This window comes from Halorubrum ezzemoulense (genome assembly GCF_004126515.1).
Classification (GTDB): Archaea; Halobacteriota; Halobacteria; order Halobacteriales; family Haloferacaceae; genus Halorubrum; species Halorubrum ezzemoulense.
On sequence record NZ_CP034940.1, the window covers coordinates 2,642,153 to 2,659,130 of the forward strand.

General features: G+C 71.3%; 19 protein-coding genes and 1 pseudogene. 5 read left to right on the top strand and 15 right to left on the bottom strand.

The window, feature by feature from the left end:
• The first annotated feature begins 15 nt into the window (after positions 1 to 15).
• The 4 genes from EO776_RS13440 to EO776_RS13455 all read left to right on the top strand — a co-directional run bounded on the left by EO776_RS13440 (position 16) and on the right by EO776_RS13455 (position 3,695).
• Positions 16 to 1,506, top strand: a complete 1,491-nt coding sequence (locus EO776_RS13440; RefSeq protein WP_049930151.1) for a DNA polymerase Y family protein — start codon at positions 16 to 18, stop codon at positions 1,504 to 1,506.
• Between the two features lie 49 nt (positions 1,507 to 1,555).
• A complete protein-coding gene (locus tag EO776_RS13445) occupies positions 1,556 to 1,990 on the top strand; it encodes a hypothetical protein (RefSeq protein WP_049930149.1) in 435 nt (144 codons plus the stop codon).
• Positions 1,991 to 2,062: 72 nt separating this feature from the next.
• Positions 2,063 to 2,659: an NUDIX hydrolase gene (locus tag EO776_RS13450; protein ID WP_094521460.1), complete on the top strand. Its 597-nt coding sequence runs from the start codon at positions 2,063 to 2,065 to the stop codon at positions 2,657 to 2,659.
• A gap of 160 nt (positions 2,660 to 2,819) precedes the next feature.
• Positions 2,820 to 3,695: a CPBP family intramembrane glutamic endopeptidase gene (locus EO776_RS13455; protein ID WP_049930147.1), complete on the top strand. Its 876-nt coding sequence runs from the start codon at positions 2,820 to 2,822 to the stop codon at positions 3,693 to 3,695.
• 20 nt (positions 3,696 to 3,715) lie between these two features.
• Here the strand turns inward: EO776_RS13455 and panB are convergent, their stop codons facing one another.
• Positions 3,716 to 4,522, bottom strand: a complete 807-nt coding sequence (gene panB, locus EO776_RS13460) for a 3-methyl-2-oxobutanoate hydroxymethyltransferase (RefSeq protein ID WP_049930146.1) — start codon at positions 4,520 to 4,522, stop codon at positions 3,716 to 3,718.
• A 135-nt stretch (positions 4,523 to 4,657) separates the two neighbouring features.
• Here panB and EO776_RS13465 point away from each other — a divergent pair, with 135 nt between their 5' ends.
• Complete coding sequence (locus EO776_RS13465; protein WP_094494716.1) at positions 4,658 to 5,017, top strand: DUF5822 domain-containing protein; 360 nt, start codon at positions 4,658 to 4,660, stop codon at positions 5,015 to 5,017.
• A gap of 25 nt (positions 5,018 to 5,042) precedes the next feature.
• Here EO776_RS13465 and EO776_RS13470 read toward each other — a convergent pair whose 3' ends face one another.
• The 14 genes and pseudogenes from EO776_RS13470 to phnD all read right to left on the bottom strand — a co-directional run bounded on the left by EO776_RS13470 (position 5,043) and on the right by phnD (position 16,814).
• Positions 5,043 to 5,636 (bottom strand): HAD family hydrolase, encoded by a 594-nt coding sequence (locus tag EO776_RS13470; RefSeq protein ID WP_176450678.1) that lies wholly within the window; start codon positions 5,634 to 5,636, stop codon positions 5,043 to 5,045.
• Entirely contained in the window at positions 5,633 to 6,805 is a 1,173-nt protein-coding gene (locus tag EO776_RS13475; RefSeq protein WP_049930144.1) for an acyl-CoA dehydrogenase family protein, read from the bottom strand. The genes EO776_RS13470 and EO776_RS13475 overlap by 4 nt, the downstream gene beginning before the upstream one ends.
• Before the next feature lie 98 nt (positions 6,806 to 6,903).
• Complete coding sequence (locus tag EO776_RS13480; RefSeq protein ID WP_100050368.1) at positions 6,904 to 7,941, bottom strand: AIR synthase family protein; 1,038 nt, start codon at positions 7,939 to 7,941, stop codon at positions 6,904 to 6,906.
• Positions 7,938 to 9,170 (bottom strand): annotated as a pseudogene (locus EO776_RS13485) (alanine--tRNA ligase-related protein). The gene EO776_RS13480 and the pseudogene EO776_RS13485 overlap by 4 nt, the downstream one beginning before the upstream one ends.
• Before the next feature lie 449 nt (positions 9,171 to 9,619).
• The gene (locus tag EO776_RS13490) at positions 9,620 to 9,820 is read right to left on the bottom strand and encodes a dodecin (RefSeq protein ID WP_049930142.1); all 201 of its coding nucleotides are present in this window, start codon (positions 9,818 to 9,820) and stop codon (positions 9,620 to 9,622) included.
• Positions 9,821 to 9,891: 71 nt separating this feature from the next.
• Positions 9,892 to 10,230 carry a DUF7116 family protein gene (locus tag EO776_RS13495; RefSeq protein ID WP_094521463.1) on the bottom strand — a complete coding sequence of 113 codons (339 nt, stop codon included), beginning with the start codon at positions 10,228 to 10,230 and terminating at the stop codon, positions 9,892 to 9,894.
• Positions 10,231 to 10,347: 117 nt separating this feature from the next.
• The gene (locus EO776_RS13500) at positions 10,348 to 10,593 is read right to left on the bottom strand and encodes a DUF5816 domain-containing protein (protein WP_049930138.1); all 246 of its coding nucleotides are present in this window, start codon (positions 10,591 to 10,593) and stop codon (positions 10,348 to 10,350) included.
• A 104-nt stretch (positions 10,594 to 10,697) separates the two neighbouring features.
• A complete protein-coding gene (locus EO776_RS13505; RefSeq protein ID WP_094521464.1) occupies positions 10,698 to 11,072 on the bottom strand; it encodes a HesB/IscA family protein in 375 nt (124 codons plus the stop codon).
• A gap of 51 nt (positions 11,073 to 11,123) precedes the next feature.
• Positions 11,124 to 12,284 (bottom strand): mechanosensitive ion channel family protein, encoded by a 1,161-nt coding sequence (locus tag EO776_RS13510; protein ID WP_094521465.1) that lies wholly within the window; start codon positions 12,282 to 12,284, stop codon positions 11,124 to 11,126.
• Between the two features lie 60 nt (positions 12,285 to 12,344).
• The gene (locus EO776_RS13515; protein WP_094521475.1) at positions 12,345 to 13,055 is read right to left on the bottom strand and encodes an HAD family hydrolase; all 711 of its coding nucleotides are present in this window, start codon (positions 13,053 to 13,055) and stop codon (positions 12,345 to 12,347) included.
• Positions 13,056 to 13,108: 53 nt separating this feature from the next.
• Positions 13,109 to 13,903 (bottom strand): phosphonate ABC transporter, permease protein PhnE, encoded by a 795-nt coding sequence (phnE, locus tag EO776_RS13520; RefSeq protein WP_089308374.1) that lies wholly within the window; start codon positions 13,901 to 13,903, stop codon positions 13,109 to 13,111.
• On the bottom strand, positions 13,903 to 14,739 hold the full coding sequence (gene phnE / locus EO776_RS13525; RefSeq protein ID WP_089308375.1) for a phosphonate ABC transporter, permease protein PhnE: 837 nt from the start codon (positions 14,737 to 14,739) through the stop codon (positions 13,903 to 13,905). Before phnE (EO776_RS13525) ends, phnE (EO776_RS13520) begins: the two co-directional genes overlap by 1 nt.
• A 3-nt stretch (positions 14,740 to 14,742) precedes the next feature.
• On the bottom strand, positions 14,743 to 15,609 hold the full coding sequence (phnC, locus tag EO776_RS13530; protein WP_089308376.1) for a phosphonate ABC transporter ATP-binding protein: 867 nt from the start codon (positions 15,607 to 15,609) through the stop codon (positions 14,743 to 14,745).
• 2 nt (positions 15,610 to 15,611) lie between these two features.
• Positions 15,612 to 16,814: a phosphate/phosphite/phosphonate ABC transporter substrate-binding protein gene (gene phnD / locus EO776_RS13535; protein ID WP_094521466.1), complete on the bottom strand. Its 1,203-nt coding sequence runs from the start codon at positions 16,812 to 16,814 to the stop codon at positions 15,612 to 15,614.
• Positions 16,815 to 16,978 lie beyond the last annotated feature (164 nt).

Here is a 16,978-nt window from a genome sequence, read left to right on the forward strand (position 1 = left end):
GCGGAGTCGGGATCGATGACCGGCGGGACGCCAGTCGCCGGGGAGACGCTCCCGGGCGCCGGCGGCGGGGACGACGACGCGGACCGCGTCGTCTGCCACGTCGACATGGACTGCTTTTACGCATCCTGCGAGCGGCTGCGCCGCCCCGACCTCGCGGGCGAGCCCGTCGTGGTCGGGATGGGGTACGAACCGGGCGAGTCGATCGGCGCGGTCGCGACGGCGAGCTACGAGGCCCGCGAGTTCGGCGTCGAGAGCGCGATGCCGATCTCGGAGGCCTTGGAGCTGCTCCCCCGCCGCGCGGACGCGGACCCCGACGACCCGGACGCGCCCGACCCGGAGGAGACCGGGCGGTACCTCCCCGTCGACCTCGACTTCTACGAGGACGTGGCGAGCGAGGTGAAGGAGGTCCTACGCGACTGCGCCGACACGCGCCGGGAGGTGAGCATCGACGAGGCGTACCTCGACGCCACCGACCGGACCTCGTGGGCGGTCGCCGGGGGTGGCGGCGGGAGTCCGAGCGACGGCGGTGACGGGGACGACGGCGACGATTCTACCGACCCGCCGCCGAGCGGGGCCGCCGGCCCCGCGGAGGCGCGGACGCTCGCCGAGGGATACGCCCGCCACGTGAAAGACCGGATCGAGCGGGAGGCCGGGGTGCCGGCGAGCGTCGGCGTCGCGCCGAACATGTCGGCCGCGAAGGTCGCCAGCGACGCCGACAAGCCGGACGGGCTGGTCGTCGTGCCGCCGGGGTCGGTCGCGGAGTTCCTCGCGCCGCTGCCGACCGCCGACGTTCACGGGGTCGGCCCGGTGACCGAGGGGACGCTGGCGGAGCTGGGCATCGAGACCGCGGGCGACCTCGCCGCGGCCGACCGCGACCGGCTCGCCGCGGAGCTGGGCGAGCGCGGGCCGGAGCTCTCCCGACGCGCCGCGGGCGACGACGACCGGGAGGTGACGCCGACCGGCCTCCCCAAGAGCCTCTCGCGGGAGTCGGCGCTCCCGACGACCGCCGACGAGCCGACGAAGCGCGAGACCGTCTCCGCGCTCGCCGCGGACGTTGCCCGCCGCGCCCGCGAGCGCGGCTGCCTCTACCGCACAATCGGGATCAAGGCGGTCGAGCCGCCGTTCGACGTCAACACCCGCGCCCGGAGCCTGCCCGGTCCCGTGGACGACCCCGACCTCGTCGAGGAGGTGGCGCTCGACCTGCTCGGCGAGTTCGACGAGACCCGCGTCCGCAAGCTGGGCGTGCGCGTCTCCAAGCTCGACTTCGCCGAGACGGATCAGGCGACGCTCGGCGGATTCGAACCGGGGGACGGGCCGGGAGACGGGAGCGACGGCGCGGCCGACCGCCCCCGCGGGTCGGTCGGTCGAACGGCCGGCACCGACGGCGACGGCGGGAAGCTCACCGACTGGGTAGACGGGGAGCCGACCGCGGACGGCGACGCGACGGGGAACGAGGCAGAGCGCCGGACGGGGGACGGACAGGCGTCGCTCGGCGACTGGTCGTGAGCCGCGCCCGACGCGTGGATTCATGGGGCGGCCGAAACGATCCGGAGACATGTCCCTCGCTCGTCGCGTCCTCCTCGGCTCGAACTCGAACGGCTCGCCGCGCCGGTACCGACTCCTCGTGCCGCCGCTGCTCTTTGTCGTCTCCTTCGCCGCCTACGGGCTGGGGCTCTTCGCTCACGCCGGCGGGGTGGTGTTCCTCGCGTTCGACGCCGCGGCCCTCGGCGTCCTCGTGACCGCGGGCCTCGCCTATCGAGGGGCCGGGGTCGCGCTCGCGTGGCTCTCCGTCTACGGAGCGCTGCTCGGGAGCAACGCCGACCACTACCTGCTGGGCCTGCCCGGGCGGCCCCTCGCGGAGCGCGTCGCCGCGCTCCTCGGACTCGACGGGCTCGTCTTCGTCGGGGTCGAGGCCCTCGCGCTGGGGACGCTCGCGTGGGTCGCCGGGACCGTCGGCCGTCTCGCGGTCGACCGCGTCCGGGCCGCGTGACCGGCGTAGGCGTGCGACCGGATCGAACGCACGACGGCCGGCTATTTACGCCCCGAGCGACGACCGCGATCCATGGACGATTCCGCCGACCTCGCGTGGGAGACGCTTGACAGCGACATCGACTACGCCTGCCCCGGCTTCGACGTGCGCCGGGACGAGGTGCGCTTCCCGGACGGCGAGACGGACGGGTTCCACTACGTCGACGAGCCGCCGGCGGTCGTCGTGCTGCCGCTGACGCCCGACGGCGACGTCATCGTCATCGACGAGTGGCGACAGGCCGTCGGCCGGGTGAACCGCGGGATTCCCGCCGGGACGATGGAGCCGGAAGACGGGGCGGCGGGGGACGGCGGCCCCGCGGGCCGAGAGCCGACGACCGCCGCGGTCGAGCGCGCCGCGGCCCGCGAACTCGCCGAGGAGACGGGGTACGAGGCGGACGCGTTCGAGCGGCTGACGACCGTCGAGCCCACGAACGGGATGGCGAACGCGGTCCACCACCACGTGCTGGCGACCGGCTGCGAGCCGACCGCCGAGCGGGAGCTGGACCACAACGAGTCGATCGCGGTCGAGACGGTGCCGTACGACGACCTGCTCACCGCGGTCGTCGACGACGAGCTGCGCGACGGGCGGGCCGTCACCGCGGTGCTGTGGTACGAGCTGCTCCACCAGTAGGCGGTCGGGACCCGCCTTCGGCGCCGTCGCCGTTTCGGCACGGCGTCGTGGCGCCGCCGTCTCCGCGCGATATCGCACCGTCGCCGTCTCGGAACGATACCGCGCCGTCGTCGATTCCGACACGGACAACCATTTTGCCGGGCGGCCCCTACGCGGGGCAATGACAGATCCCTCCAGCGGCGACCGGGCCACGGACGGCGGCGTCTCGGACGAGTTCGACGACGTCGGGCCGGACGCCGTCGGCGACGCGGACGGGTCGGGCGGGGGCGCCGGCTCCCCGGGCGTCGCGGTCGCGACGGCCCTCCTCCTCGGCGTCCTCGGCCCGGTCATCGCGCTCGCGAGCGGGGTCGCCGTCTTCGCGATCGACTCGCTGACCGGGGGGCTCTCGCTCGTCGCGAGCGTGGTCCTCACGCTGGTGTTCGGCCAGTACGTCGCGTTCGGCGGGCTCGCGGTCGGCTACCTCGCGTGGCGCGGCTTCGACCGCGAGGGGATCGTCTCGTACCTCGGCGTCCGGGTGCCGAGCCTCAAGGAGATCGGGATCGTCCTCGGCAGCTGGGTCGTGATCTTGATCCTGATCCTCGTGGTCTCGACGATCGTCCAGCTGCTCGGGACGGAGACCGCGGCGAACCAGAGCGCGGAGCTGGCGATGGGGAATCCGGCGATCATCCCGCTGTTCGTCGCCGCGTCGTTCCTCGTCATCGGGCCCTGCGAGGAGATCCTCTACCGGGGAGTCGTCCAGGGGCGCCTCCGCGAGTCGCTGCCGGCCGCCCCGTCGATCGCGCTGGCGGCCGCCATCTTCGCGACCATCCACGTGATGGCGCTGACCGGCGGGCTCTCCGCGCGCCTGACGACGATCTCGATCCTGTTCGTGCCGAGCCTCGTGTTCGGCGCGGTGTACGAGTACACCGAGAACCTCGTCGTCCCCGCGCTGCTCCACGGCCTCCACAACGCCGTGATCTTCACTGTCCTCTACGTCACCGTGACGCAGGTGGACCCGAACGAACTACCGACGGTGCTGGGGTTCTTCCCGGTCTGACCCCGGACGATCGAGCGGCCTCAGTACAGGTCCTCTAGCGCCTCCTCGACGTGCGAGTGCTCCTCGGCCGGGAACTCGCCGCTCGTCACGGCATCCCGGTACGCCTCGACGGCGTCGACCATCTCGCCGCGCACGTCGCCGAACTGCTTCGCGAACGGCGGCGACCACTCCCCGAGCCCGACCGCGTCGTTGATCACGAGCACCTGTCCGTCGCAGTCGGGGCCCGCGCCGATGCCGATCGTCGGGATATCCAGCGCCTCGGTCACCGCGCCCGCGAGGTTCGCCGGCACGTGCTCCAGCACGAGCGCGAACGCCCCGGCGTCGGCGTGGGCGCCCGCGAGGTCGATGATCTCCTCGGCGGCGTCCTGCTCGGTCCCCTGTCGGGTGTAGCCGCCGAGCCGGTTCACGTGCTGCGGGGTCAGGCCGAGGTGCGCCATCACCGGGATCCCGACCTCGGTCATGCGACGGGTCGTGTCGACGGTGTGGGGGCCGCTCTCGATCTTCACGGCGTCCGCGTTCGCCTGTTTTAGGAGTCGACCCGCGTTGCGGACGGACTCGGCCTCGTCGACGCCGAACGAGAGGAACGGCATGTCGGCGACGACCAGCGCGTCCCCGGTCGCGCGCGCGACCGCCGCGGTCCGGCTCGCCACCTCGTCGAGCGTGACGGGGAGCGTGGAGTCGTAGCCAAGGGCGGCGTTGCCCATGCTGTCGCCGACGAGGACGACATCGATCCCCGCCTCGTCGACGATCGCCGCCGTCGGGGCGTCGTATGCGGTCAACATCGTGATCGGATCGTCGCCCTCCCGCAGTCCCCGCGTCGTGGTCATACCTCGGAGTCACCCGCGCGACGCCGTAAAATCGTCGGGAACCGGAAAGGCGGGGCGGCGCGGCCGGGCGGCGGCGCGACCCCGGTACCGCCGCCGACCGCCACCGATTTGCCGCTCGGCCGCCGAGTCGGTCGCGTGCAACCAGTCGAGCGGGCCGAGTACGAGGGGGTGGATTACGCGTGGGTGATGCAGACGACGTTCGTCGTCACCATCCTCGTCGGCGCGCCCGCCGCGGCGCTGCTGTCGACGCTCGTGACGCTGGAGACGTGGGGCGCGCGCGCCGCGTTCGCGGTCCGGATCGGCGCGCCCATCTGGTTCGTCACCGCGGTCGCTGTCGCGCTGTACGCGCGGCGCGCCGAGGCCGGCGACGGCGGCTCTGGCAGCGACGCCGACGCGAGCGCGGAACGGGACGCCGACGCTGACGCCGGAGACGCCGAGCCGGAGTCTACCGAGCCGACCGACGAACAGACTGACGAGGGGGAGAAGATCGACTGACCCGCGGGCGGCGCGGTGCGAGTCGCTACTCGGCGAGCAGCTCCGAGACCCACGCGAAGTCGACGCCGCCGCGCTCGGCGGTGACCGCGTCGCTCTGCGAGTCGCCGACGAACAGGGTGTCCTCCGGGGCCTCCCCGAGGCGGTTGATCGCCGCGAGCAGCGACGCCGGGTCGGGCTTGTGGCTTCCGACGGTGTCGCGGCCGACGATCGCGCCCGAGACGAGCGCGTCGCCGAGGCCGTGCGTCTCGACCGCGATGCGGCACGCGTCCTCGCAGTTGAGCGAACAGACGCCAGCCGGGGGGTGTGGGTCCGCGGACTCGTCGTCCGCGGTCGCGGCCGCGAGTCGGTCCCCGAGCGGGAGCCGGGTCGACTCGCGGGCGCCGGGGCGCTCGTGGAGCGCGATCGCCTCCTCGACCTCAGCCCGGATCCCGTACTCGTCGGCCGCGCCGAGGAGGCCCCACAGCTCCTCAGTCGGGGGGATGAGGGCGCGCTCGGCGTACACGTCGAGGACCGCGTCGGCGACCGCGTCCCAGTCGACCGCGAGCTCGACGAGCGTCCCGTCGAGGTCGTAGACGACCGCGTCGTAGGCGGCGAACTGAGACCCGTCACCGTCGGTCACTCGCCGAACACCCCGCGGGCGATGATCGTCTTCTGGACCTCGGTCGTCCCCTCGTATATCTCCGTGATCTTCGCGTCGCGGTAGAGGCGCTCGACGTCGAACTCGGTCGTGTAGCCGTAGCCGCCGTGGATCTGGATCGCTTCGTTCGTCACCGACATCGCGGCCTCGCTGGCGCGGTACTTTGCCTTCGATGCGGCGACGCGATAGTCCTCGCCCGCCTCCGCCTGCCGGCACGCCTCGCGGACGAGCAGCCGCGCCGCCGACACGTCGGTCGACATCTCCGCGAGCTTGTGCCGGATCGTCTGGATGTCACTTATCGGTCGGTCGAACTGCTCGCGCTCCTCGGCGTAGGATTTCGCCTCGTCGAGCGCCGCCTGCGCGACGCCGACCGCCTGCGCCGCGATGCCGATCCGGCCCTCGGTGAGCGTCCGGAACGCGGCGGAGAGCCCCTTTCCCGGCTCGGTGAGACGGTTCGCGGCGGGGACGCGGCAGTCGTCGAAGGTGATCCCGGTCGTGTCCGAGGCCCGGAGGCCCAGCTTCTCCTCCTTCTTGCCGACCTCGAACCCCTCGGTGTCGGCGGGGACGAGGAACTGCGTGATCGCGTCGTCGTCGGGGTCGTGCGCCTCGTCGTCGACCTTCGCGAAGACGACGGCCACGCCGCCGCGCTTCCCGTTCGTGATCCACTGCTTCTCGCCGTTGAGCGCGTACTCGTCGGTCTCGGGGTCATACGTCGCGGTCGTCGACATCTCCGCGGGATTCGAGCCCGCGTGCGGCTCGGAGAGACAGAACATGCCCACCGGGCGGCCCGTCTCCGCCATCTCGGGGAGCCACGTCTCGCGCTGGGTCTCGCTGCCGAACTCGGCGATACAGGAGGTGGCGAGGCAGTGGACCGACAGGGCCGTCGCGACCGCGAGGGACCCGTGCGCCAGCGCCTCGTTGGCGACCGCGTACGTCGTCTTCCCCGCGCCGAACCCGCCGTACGCTTCCGGGACCGTCAGCCCCGTCAGGCCGAGTTCCGCGAGCCCGTCCCACACGTCCTCCGGGAACGTCTCCGTCTCGTCGGCTTCGGCCGCCGTCGGTCGGACCTCCTCGGCCGCGAACTCCTCGACGAGGTCGCGGACCGCCTGCTGTTCGTCGGTGAGCGCCGAGCCGACGCGTGCTCCGGTCATGTCACCGACTTCGGTCCCTCACCGAAAAAGGTGAGCGATCGGCGGGACCGCCCGACCCGGCGTCCCGGACGGCTTCGGCACCGGCGCCGGTGACGCGCCTACTCCTCCGCCTCGCGCGCCTCCCACAGCGGGTACAGCTCGTCGCGGGGCGGCTCGGCGAGCGGCTCGCCGTCGATTCGGACGGTTCCCGCGGGGCGAGCCGGGTCCGCGGCGTCGCCCGAGCCCGCGGCGTCGCCCGCAGCCCCCTCGACCGAGCCGATCTCCGCGCCGCCGACCCCGACCGCGTCGAGGGCGTTGAGCGCGTCGTCGACCCGGTCCGGCGGGACCGCGGCCAGCAGCGCGCCGGAGCCGAACGTCGCGAGCGGGTCGACGCCGAGCGCGTCGCAGCAGGCGCGCGTCTCGGGGCGGACGGGGACCGCGTCGCGCTCGACGGCGAAGACCGAGTCGCTCGCCGCGGCCATCTCGACGAGGGCGGTCGCGACGCCCCCCTCTGTCGGGTCGTGGAGCGCGCTCGCGGCGTCCCGGACCGCGGCCGCGTCGGGGACGACGCTCACCTCGTCGAGGAAGCCGGCGGCGGCGTCGAGCGTCGCGGCCGGGACGCCGGCCGCGCGGCACTCCTCGCGGAAGTCGGTCGCGAGGATCGCCGTCGCCTCGATCGCCGCCCCCTTTGTGAGAAGGAGGCGGTCGCCCGGCTCAGCCCCGCCGCTCGACACGAAGCGGTCCGTCGTCCCCATCGCCGTCATCGAGCAGAGCGGGCGGTCGAGCGCGTCGAGCACCTCGGTGTGGCCCCCGACGACCGCGCACCCGAGCTCGCGCGCCGTCGCGTCGACCTGGTCGACGACGGTCCGGAGGCGGTCGGGATCGCCGTCGGGTAAAAAGAGCGTGTGCGTGAGCCACCGCGGGTCGGCCCCGCTCGCGGCGACGTCGTTACAGGCGACGTGGACCGCGAGCGTCCCGACCGACTCGGCCGCGAGCGACAGCGGGTCGGCCGCGACGACAAGCGTCTCGGCGGCGTCGCCGAGGTCGATCGCGGCCGCGTCCTCCCCGTAGGCCGGCCCCTGCGCCACCGCGGCGTCTGGCGCGCCGGTCGCCGCGAGCGCCGCGGCGAGCGCGTCGGGTCCCAGCTTGCCCGTCATCGCTTCCGGAACCACGCCGCGACGGCCGCGGGGTCGGCGTCGAGGCCGCCGCCCTGCGCGAACGTCGGGCCGCCGCCCCCGCCGCCGCCGAACTCGGCGGTTATCGCGCCGACGATGTCGCCCGCGTCGACGGCCGTGTCCTCCGCGGCCGCGACCACGACGAACGGGGCGTCACCCGCACCGATCGCGGCGAGGGCGTCGGGGCCGTCGTCCGCGTCGGCGTCGCCGCCGACGAGCGCGGTCGCCGGCTCCCGGAGCTCGTTCGGGTCGGCGTCGTCGACGGTCCCGACCGCCCACCGCGCGCCGTCGACCTCGGTCGTCGGGAGGTCGCGCAGGCGGGCGGCGAGCAGGTCCCCGCGCGCCTCGCGGAGGTCCGCCTCCAGCCGGTCGGCCTCCTCGCGGAGGCGGTCGACCGCGTCGGGGAGGTCGCCGACGCGCGCGTCCAGCGTCGTCGCGGCGTCGAGCGCGGCGGCGTGGACCGCGCCGAGCTCGTCGATGGCGGTCGGGCCGACGGCGAACTCGACGCGGGTGACGCCCTCGCCGGGGTTCGACCGGTCCAGCACCGCGATCGGCCCGATCTCAGCGGTGTTCTCGACGTGGGTCCCGCCGCAGGCGGCGACGTCCCAGGGGTCGTCCGCGTCGCCGACGGTGACGACCCGGACCGCGCCGCCGCTCATCGCACCCTCCTCCGTTTTCGTGTTGAACGCGATCCCGTCGACATCTCGGGCCGCCTCGGCCGAGTGGGTCGCCCACGAGACGGGCAGCGAGTCCTAGACGGCGCGGTTCGCGAGCCGCTCTAACTCGATCAGGTCGCCGTCGTCTAACGGCTCGGCGGTCGTCAGGTCGACGCGGACCTTCGTCTCGGAGATGTCGAAGCCGGCGTAGCCGAGGTCCTCGGCGATCCGGCGCGCGGCCCCGTACAGCACGTGGGAGGCGGTGTGTGCGCGGGCGCAGTAGGTCCGGAACGCGTCGTCGACCAAGCCCGTGACCTCGTCACCGGGCGCGAGGTCGGGGTCGGCGTCGGAGTCGAGCGCGTGGACCACGTCTCCGCCCCGTTCGGTCACGTCGTCGACGAGGTGGCCGTCGAGCGTCCCCCGATCGGCGGGCTGGCCGCCGGACTCGGCGTAGAAGTACGTCTCGTCGAGGACGACCTCGCGGCCGTCGACGCGGTCGACCGTCGCTTCGAACTCCCGGACCGCCGGCTCGGCCGGCGCGCGTGAAGCGGTCATTGCCGGGTCGTGGGCACGGGCGGGTAAATAGGTGACCGCCGCGGTATCGGTTGTAAACGACCGTCGCGGTGGCGCGTGCCTGCGAGCCGCCGGCAGGCCGCGAAGCCAGCGCGCGCGAGGTCGCCGGCGCTACGCGCCGGCTGCCAGAGGGACCTTCGGTCCCTCGCTGGAGTCAGTTGCCGGAGCGAAGCGACGGCGGCTGACGAGGCTGGGGAGGCGTGCGGTGCGGTTGTGGTGTGGGCGGGCGGGACTCGAAGGGGCAGCCGCGACGGCGCGCGACGCAAGCACCGAGGGAGGGGACGGAGTGACCGACGGAGGCGCGCAGCGATCGCAGCGAGCCCTCGCGGCTGGGGCTTCGGTGGTGTTCGACGGCGATCCGTCGAGACCAATCTATAATCGGGCGGCGCCGCCGCTCGGAGCTACGAGCGAATCAAAAAACCGCCTACCGCTTATCCCTCCAGTTCGAACGCGACCTCGACTTCCGCCTGATACTCGCGGTCGGCCGCGCTGTCCAACTCGACGCCGAACTCCTCGACCTCGACCCAGTAGACGTTGTCCAGCGTGTCCTCGGCGCGGTCGATGGCGTCGTCGGCCGCGGCGTCGAAGCTCTCCTCGCTCGTCCCGATCAGCGTGATCTTCTTGAAGACCATGTCACGTGCTGGTAGGACGCATGGGGGGATAAAAATAGGCGTCGCGGGACGGGCCCGTGGCTGGAGGACCCCTACGGACTTCCGGGCGCGCCTTCCATCACCGCGAAGTCCTCGCCGTCGTGGTCGATGCCGATGACCGCCCAGTCGTAGGGGGGTTTCGAGGCGACGAGCCGCTCTTGGAGGTCGGCCGCGCGGTCGCGCCACGTGACGAAACACCGGAGTCGCGGTGTGTCGCCCCCGTCTGCGAGATACGGGTCGAGGTCGTCGTCGTCCAGACATAGCACCGTCACGAGGACGCGCCGCCACTTGCGCTCCGCGACGAACTCGCGTCCGCCCTCGGAGACGGTGTAACCCAGTTCGCGGAAGACGTCTCTGGCCTCGGTCGTCGGGGGGATGCTCACAGTGGCCATCTACCTCGAAGTTCGGCACCATCCGTGATAAACTTTCTCACGATTTCGGGCAGAGAGAACCGGCGGTGCGGCCGAGAACACCGCGGAGAGCCGCGGGCGCGTCCCGTCACCGGAGGCTCACTCGTGGGCCGCGTCCCACTCGTCGGGCTTCCGGAGGTTTCCGCACTCGGTACACTGGATCCGGCCCATCGTGTCCATCGCGGTGTCGAACGACCCGCAGTTGCCGCAGCGGAACCCCCAGCGGGACTCCCCCGCCTCGTCCGCGAACACGAGGTAGAAGGGGCCGTCCGCGCCGCGCTCCGTGCGCGACCGGTCGGTGTACACGCGTTCCCCGTCCGGTGTCGTCGTCGCTTCCAGCGTCATACCTCTCGCTACCCGGCGGAGCGACTTAAGCGGCGGACTCGACGGTCGGGGGAAAACGGAAACGAAGCGGAGGCCGGAACCGCCCCGGTGACGGCGGGGAACCGCTACGTGCGGAACGACTCGCCGCAGCCGCACTCGGAGACGACGTTCGGGTTCTCGACCTCGAAGCCGGCCGCCTGAAGCCCGTGTTCGTAGTCGAGCGTGCTCCCGCCGATGTAGTTCTTGCTCGCGGGATCGACGAACACCCGGAGGTCGTGGTGTTCCACGACGAGGTCGTCTTCCTCCGGCTCGGTGTCGAAGCGCATCCCGTAGGACAGCCCCGCGCAGCCGCCCTGCTGGACGAACAGTCGCAGTCCGGCGATGTCGGTGTCGAGTCCCTCGCCCTCCAAGAGCGAGAGCGCCTCCTCGGCGGCGTCCGGCGTCACCTCGATCGCCGGGTCGTTCTCCTCGGTCCCGGTGTCGGCCGGTTCGGTACTCATGCGAACGCGTTCGGCGTCGACACTCAAAACCCTGCCGGCGGGAGCGACCGGTCAGGTCGCTGCGTCGGCGCTCGAATCCGCGTCCGCGCTCGGATCCGCGTCAGTGTTCGGCTCCTGCTCGGGATCGGGCGCGCCGTCGCGAGCGGCCGCCGCGGGTCCGACGGCCCCGCTGACCGTCACGTCGCGTTTCGGGTACGGGATCTCGATGCCCGCGTCGCCGAGCGCCACGTACAGCGCCCGGTTGAGTTCGTGTTGCGCGCGGCGGCGACGGGTGGGCCCGTTCACCCAACAGAGGATCTCGTACTGGAGCGACGAGTCGCCGAACGACCGGAACCGCGCCCGCGGCTTCGGGGAGTCGAGGACCAGCGGCTCGGCTCCCACGACATCCATCGCGAGCGCCTCGAAGGCGTCCACGTCCGTCCCGTAGGCGACGCCGATCGGGACCCGGACGCGGCGGCGGCGCCGGGGCGCAGACTCGTTCGTCACCTTCGAGGCGTTGAGCGCCGCGTTCGGCACCGTCACCAACACCTCGTCGCGGGTGAGCAGCGTCGTCGAGCGCACGCCGACCTTGATCACGGTGCCCGCCGTGCCGTCGTCCAAGACGATGTAGTCGCCGATCTTGTAGGTGTCGTCGAAGTACAGCGCGATCCCGCCGAAGAAGTTCGCGACGGTGTCCTTCGCGGCGAAGCCGACCGCGATGCCGGCGACGCCCGCCGCACCGAGCAGGGGCGTGATCTCGATGCCCCACAGCCACAGCAGGGTCCCGGCGCTCCCGACCAGCACCGCGAGCGTCCAGACGTTCGAGAAGACGGGCGCGAAGTCGAACCGGCCGCCCTCGGCGTTGACCGCGGCGACGAGCCGGTTCACGACGCCGTTGGCCGCGTACGCCCAGACGAGGACGATCACCGACAGCGACGGCAGCCCGAACACCGCGTCGAGCAGCCGCGGCTCGACGAGCACCGACGTCCGGACCGACGGCACCTGCGTGAGCACGTACACTCCCGCGAGCGCGGCGGTGACGACGAGCGGGGCGCGGAGCGACGAGAGGACGATGTCGTCGTAGCCGGTGTCCGTGTGGGAGACGTAGCGGCGGGCGACCCGGAGGACGACGAACTCCATGGCCAAGGCGCCGGCGACCGAGACGACGAGGACCGCCACCGTCGCCTCCAGCGCGGAGAATCCCTCAAACAGCGTCAGCGGCGACGGAAACATACCTTCGAGACGACGCTACGCGAGATAACCGTTTCTGCGGGGGACGCGTCGCTCACCAGGTCACGGCGTCGTCTCGACGAGGCCGACGAGGTCGCGGAGGGTGTCGATCTCCGCGGTCGGCTCAACATCGAGATCGAGGGCGGCGTTGTGCTCGCGCCTGAGGAACACGCCGTCGAGTCCGGCCCGTTCGGCGGCGATCACGTCGGTGGCGCGGTCGCCGACGTAGAGCCCCGCGCTCGCGTCGAGCGCGTCGAGCGCCTCGTTCAGGTAGTGCGGGTCCGGCTTGCGGCGGCGGAACCCCTCCGGACCGAGGTCGCGGCCGCGGGCGAACGAGAACGCGTCGAGCCGGAAGTGGTCGACGACGAACTCCACGGTCGGGTGGTAGTTGTTGCTCACGAGCCCGACGGGGACGCGCTCGGCGATCTCGCCGATCGCGTCGACGTCGGGGCAGAGCCGTCTCGTCCCGGCCGCGAGCCGGGCGACGGACCGCTTCGCGCCGCGCTCCTCGCGGGCCCGGAACAGGGCCGCGGGATCGACGCCTAACTCCTCGCAGGCGCCTCGGAAGTCGTCGTCGTACGCGTGCGTCTCAAGCGGACGCCGGAGGTCCCCGGTCACCCGCAGGTCCCGTTCCTCCAGCACGTCGTCGAGCGCGCGGCTGTGAACGACGTCGTCGGTCCCCCAGCCGTCGAGAATCACGCCGTCCATGTCGAAGAGGACGACTCCGTCGGTCGCTCGGTCGTTCCGGTCGTCTGTATCGTGAATCGCTGTCATGTGTGGTTCCGTTTTGTCGTCGGTTCGCGTGTCGCTCCGCCTCGCGGTCGGCATCAGCGCACTTTCCGTCGAGCGTACGCCGACACGCCTTCACTCACCAGCACGACGCCGAGGATGGCGATCAGCAGCGCCGACACCGTCCGCCACGCGAACGAGTCGATCGCCTCGAACAGCTGGACGCCGATCCCCCCGGCGCCGACGAACCCGAGGATCGTCGCCGCGCGGACGTTGATGTCCCACCGGTACACGCTGAGCCCGACCAAGGCCGGCTTGATCTGCGGGACGATCCCGTAGATCAGCAGCTGGGCTGGACTCGCGCCGGTCGCCCGGACCCCCTCCACCTGCCCGAAGTCGATCTCCTCGATCTCCTCGCCGAGGAGCTTCGCCAGGAACCCGATCGACCGGACCGCGGTCGCGACGGTGCCCGCGAGCGCGCCCGGCCCGAGCATCACGACGAACAGCAGCGCCCAGACGATCGTGTGGACCGACCGCGAGACCGTGACGATGAGCTTCCCGAGCGCGTACGTCGCCCGGTTCGGCGTCGTGTTCTCGGCGGAGATGTACGCGACCGGGGCCGCCATCATCACCGCCGCGATCGTCCCGACGACGGCGATCTGTATTGTTTCGGCGAGCGGGCCGACCGCGTTCGGCAGGTAGCCCCAGTCCGGCGGGACCATCCGCCCGAAGAGGTCACCGACCTGCGCCGGCGCGGTGGTCACGTACTGGAGGCTCATGTCGAGCCACTCCCACGAGCCGACCACGACGGCGACGGCGACGAGCGCACCGCCGATCCGGAAGAGCCGCTCTCGCGCGTCGAACCGGCTCCACTCTCGCGTGGCGCCCGCCATCACTGGACCCTCCGTCTGACGACGGCGCTCACGAACTCGGCGACGAGGACCACCGCGATGATCGCGATGAGAATTGCCGCCACGTAGTCGTACTCGTACCGTTGGTAGGCCCGCTGGAGGAGGACGCCGATCCCGCCGGCGCCGACGATCCCAACGATCGTCGACGACCGGATGTTGATGTCCCAGCGGTACACGGCGAGCCCGGCGAAGCGCGGAACGACCTGCGGGACGACCCCGTAGACGAGGCTCTGGAACCGAGAGGCGCCGGTCGCCCGGACTGCCTCGACGCCACCCATGTCGATATCCTCCAAGTCCTCGGCGAACAGCTTCGAAAAGAAGCCGATCGTTTTGAAACTGATCGCGACGATCCCCGCGAGCGGGCCGAACCCGAGCGCGATGACGGCGACGATCGCGACGATCAGTCCGTCGATGGCACGCGTGGCGCTGATGATACCGCGACTGAGGTAGTAGGTCGGCTTCGGTGAAATGTTCTCGGCCGCTCCGAACGCGACCGGCAGGCTGATCGCGATCCCGGCGACGGTCGCGACCATCGCCATCGCGATCGTCTCGATCATGCGGTCAAACAGCCTGAGCGTGTATTCGCTGCCGGTCTCGGGCGGCAGCATCGAGTCGATCAGCTCGTAGCCGTAGCCGAGTCCCGAGAGGAACCGCCCGAGGGTGATCTGTAGGCTCGCCACCGACCAGACGACGAGCGCGAGGACGGCCCCGTACACTGCCCACTTTGTGTACCGGTTCCGGAACGCGGTCGGCCGTCGCCACGTCCGTCTGTCCGCCGCGCCCGCCGACCCGGCCGGCGAGGACGACTCGGTCGCCACGGGTCAGTCCTCCGCGGGCAGGCGGTCGGAACCGGCATCCTGCCCGTTCCGCGCGCTCGACTCACCGTTCGAACCCGAGTCATCGTTCGCCCCCGACAGCCAGTCCGGGTCGGTCACGGCCGACTCCGGCGGCTCCTCCCCCCGGTAGATGACGCCCTTCGACTCGTCGGTGAGGTCGCTCGCCGGCCCGTCGAAGACGAGTTCGCCGGCGTGAAGCCCGAGGATTCGGTCCGCGTACGCCTCCGCGAGGTCAACCTCGTGGATGTTGATCAGCACGGGCACGTCGCGGTCCTCGGCGATGTCGGTGAGCAGCTCCATTACGTCGCGGGAGGTCTCGGGGTCGAGGCTGGAGGTCGGCTCGTCGGCCAGCAGAATCTTCGGCTCCTGGACGACCGCCCTCGCGATGCCGACGCGCTGGCGCTGCCCGCCCGAGAGCTCGTCGACCCGCTTGTTCTCCATGCCGTTGAGTCCGACGAGGTCCAGCAGCTCGTAGGCGCGCTCGACATCGTCCGGCGGGAAGTTCCGCCGGAGCGCCGCCCAGTTCGAGACGTAGCCGAGCCGCCCGGAGAGCACGTTCTCCATCACGGTGAGCCGTTCGACGAGGTTGTACTCCTGGAACACCATGCCGATGTTCCGGCGCGCGTTCCGCAGCCCGTCGTCGTCCAGCGCCGTCAGCTCCGTGTCGTCGAGGCGAATACTTCCCGCCGTCGGCTCGACTAGCCGGTTGACACATCGGACGAACGTGCTCTTGCCGGCCCCGCTCGGGCCGATCATCGCCACGACCTCGCGGCCGTCGATCCGCACGGAGACGTCGCTGAGCGCCTCGTCGCCGGTCGGGTACGTCTTTCCGAGCTTCTCCGTTTCGAGCATCGTTACAGGTTCCCGCTCTCGTACTCGACGCCGTTGTACCGCTGGATGATCAGGATGTCGTTGAACACCTTCTTGTAGTCGATTTCGACGTACTCGGCCTCACCGGTGTTTTCGGCGTACTCGGTGTCCGTCCAGTCGGTCCCGATGGTCGCCTCCTTGATCCCTTCGACGATGTCCGGGTGAAGGTCGTAGCGGTGGACCATCGGACCCGGCGGGAACGGGTTGCTCGCCCAGACCACTTTGAAGTCGTCGTAGTCGATGTCCTCCGTCGACTGGACGAGGTCGTCGACGCAGGTGCTACAGATCGGCCCGGCGTCGTAGTCGCCGGCCGCGATGCCGCGGGCGGTCTGGTCGTGGCCGCCCGAGAACTCCCTCTCGTAGTCCTCTCCGGCCGTCACGTCGAAAAACTGGTCGAACAGCGCCGACGGCGCCTGGTTGCCGGAGTTCGACGCCGGCTCGGAGTGCGTGACTGTGACATCGTCGCGCGCGAAGTCGTTGACGGACTGGATGTCATGCTCGTCGTCGCGGGTGATCGCCAGCAGCCGGTAGCCGAACTGTCCGGAGGGACTTCTCGGGACCGCGAACGGAACGACGCCGCCGAGGTTGACCCCGAAGGCGGACGTCCCGGTCGAGATATCGCCCAGATGTCCGCGCCCCGCCCGGAACGACTCGACCGTCGCCGCGTTGGAGTCGACGGGCTGCCACTCGACCGTCCGGCCCGTCGTCTCCTCGAGCCGGTCCAGCAACGGCTGGATGGTATCCTGGTACTGCGTCTGGCCGGACTCGCCGGGCTTGTCCACGAAAATAAGTGGGTCGGGATCGACCCATTCGCTCTCGTCGTCTGGCAGCTCCCGTGGCGGGTTCCCGTGAGCGATCTCGTCGACGTCCTGGTTCCGCATGTTCTCCAGGTCCGTCTGGCTCCCCTGAAAGTAGTCGTTCTCCGAGACCGCCGTCATCAGGTAGTTGTTCTCCTCCCAGCCGGGCTCGGCGGGATCGAACTCCGAGGCGTCCGCGAGCATCGGGTCGCTTGATCCGCCGTCGCCGCCGTCGCCGTCCTCGCTGCCCGAATCGAGGCCCGCGCCGGCCTCGCCGTCTCCGCTCCCGCCGGAACAGCCTGCCAGACCGGTGATCCCGATCGCCCCGCCGGCCAGAATGAACTTACGCCGCGAACTCGACTCCCGCCGTTGACCGCTGTCTTCCACCATTACGAATTGGAGACGCCTTTTCCGGGGCAAGAAGCCTGCTATGAGCCGAATATGGCCGTCTAGACTTCTCCGTAGTGGGGTAGGACACACCGTGAGGGGACAGACCGTCTCATACCCGTTCGGATCGATCTATAACGGTATATACTGCTCTGGAGGCGGGGGCG

What these genes read in the sequence shown, in the direction of transcription:
- phnC (WP_089308376.1), bottom strand. Translation starts at nt 15,609, where the DNA reads ATGCTCGAAACGGAGAAGCTCGGAAAGACGTACCCGACCGGCGACGAG.
- EO776_RS13480 (WP_100050368.1), bottom strand. Translation starts at nt 7,941, where the DNA reads ATGACGGGCAAGCTGGGACCCGACGCGCTCGCCGCGGCGCTCGCGGCG.
- EO776_RS13500 (WP_049930138.1), bottom strand. Translation starts at nt 10,593, where the DNA reads ATGACGCTGGAAGCGACGACGACACCGGACGGGGAACGCGTGTACACC.
- EO776_RS13515 (WP_094521475.1), bottom strand. Translation starts at nt 13,055, where the DNA reads ATGACAGCGATTCACGATACAGACGACCGGAACGACCGAGCGACCGAC.
- EO776_RS13450 (WP_094521460.1), top strand. Translation starts at nt 2,063, where the DNA reads ATGGACGATTCCGCCGACCTCGCGTGGGAGACGCTTGACAGCGACATC.
- EO776_RS13490 (WP_049930142.1), bottom strand. Translation starts at nt 9,820, where the DNA reads ATGGTCTTCAAGAAGATCACGCTGATCGGGACGAGCGAGGAGAGCTTC.
- EO776_RS13505 (WP_094521464.1), bottom strand. Translation starts at nt 11,072, where the DNA reads ATGAGTACCGAACCGGCCGACACCGGGACCGAGGAGAACGACCCGGCG.
- phnE (WP_089308374.1), bottom strand. Translation starts at nt 13,903, where the DNA reads ATGGCGGGCGCCACGCGAGAGTGGAGCCGGTTCGACGCGCGAGAGCGG.
- EO776_RS13440 (WP_049930151.1), top strand. Translation starts at nt 16, where the DNA reads ATGACCGGCGGGACGCCAGTCGCCGGGGAGACGCTCCCGGGCGCCGGC.
- EO776_RS13455 (WP_049930147.1), top strand. Translation starts at nt 2,820, where the DNA reads ATGACAGATCCCTCCAGCGGCGACCGGGCCACGGACGGCGGCGTCTCG.
- EO776_RS13495 (WP_094521463.1), bottom strand. Translation starts at nt 10,230, where the DNA reads ATGGCCACTGTGAGCATCCCCCCGACGACCGAGGCCAGAGACGTCTTC.
- EO776_RS13445 (WP_049930149.1), top strand. Translation starts at nt 1,556, where the DNA reads ATGTCCCTCGCTCGTCGCGTCCTCCTCGGCTCGAACTCGAACGGCTCG.
- panB (WP_049930146.1), bottom strand. Translation starts at nt 4,522, where the DNA reads ATGACCACGACGCGGGGACTGCGGGAGGGCGACGATCCGATCACGATG.
- phnD (WP_094521466.1), bottom strand. Translation starts at nt 16,814, where the DNA reads ATGGTGGAAGACAGCGGTCAACGGCGGGAGTCGAGTTCGCGGCGTAAG.
- EO776_RS13475 (WP_049930144.1), bottom strand. Translation starts at nt 6,805, where the DNA reads ATGACCGGAGCACGCGTCGGCTCGGCGCTCACCGACGAACAGCAGGCG.
- EO776_RS13510 (WP_094521465.1), bottom strand. Translation starts at nt 12,284, where the DNA reads ATGTTTCCGTCGCCGCTGACGCTGTTTGAGGGATTCTCCGCGCTGGAG.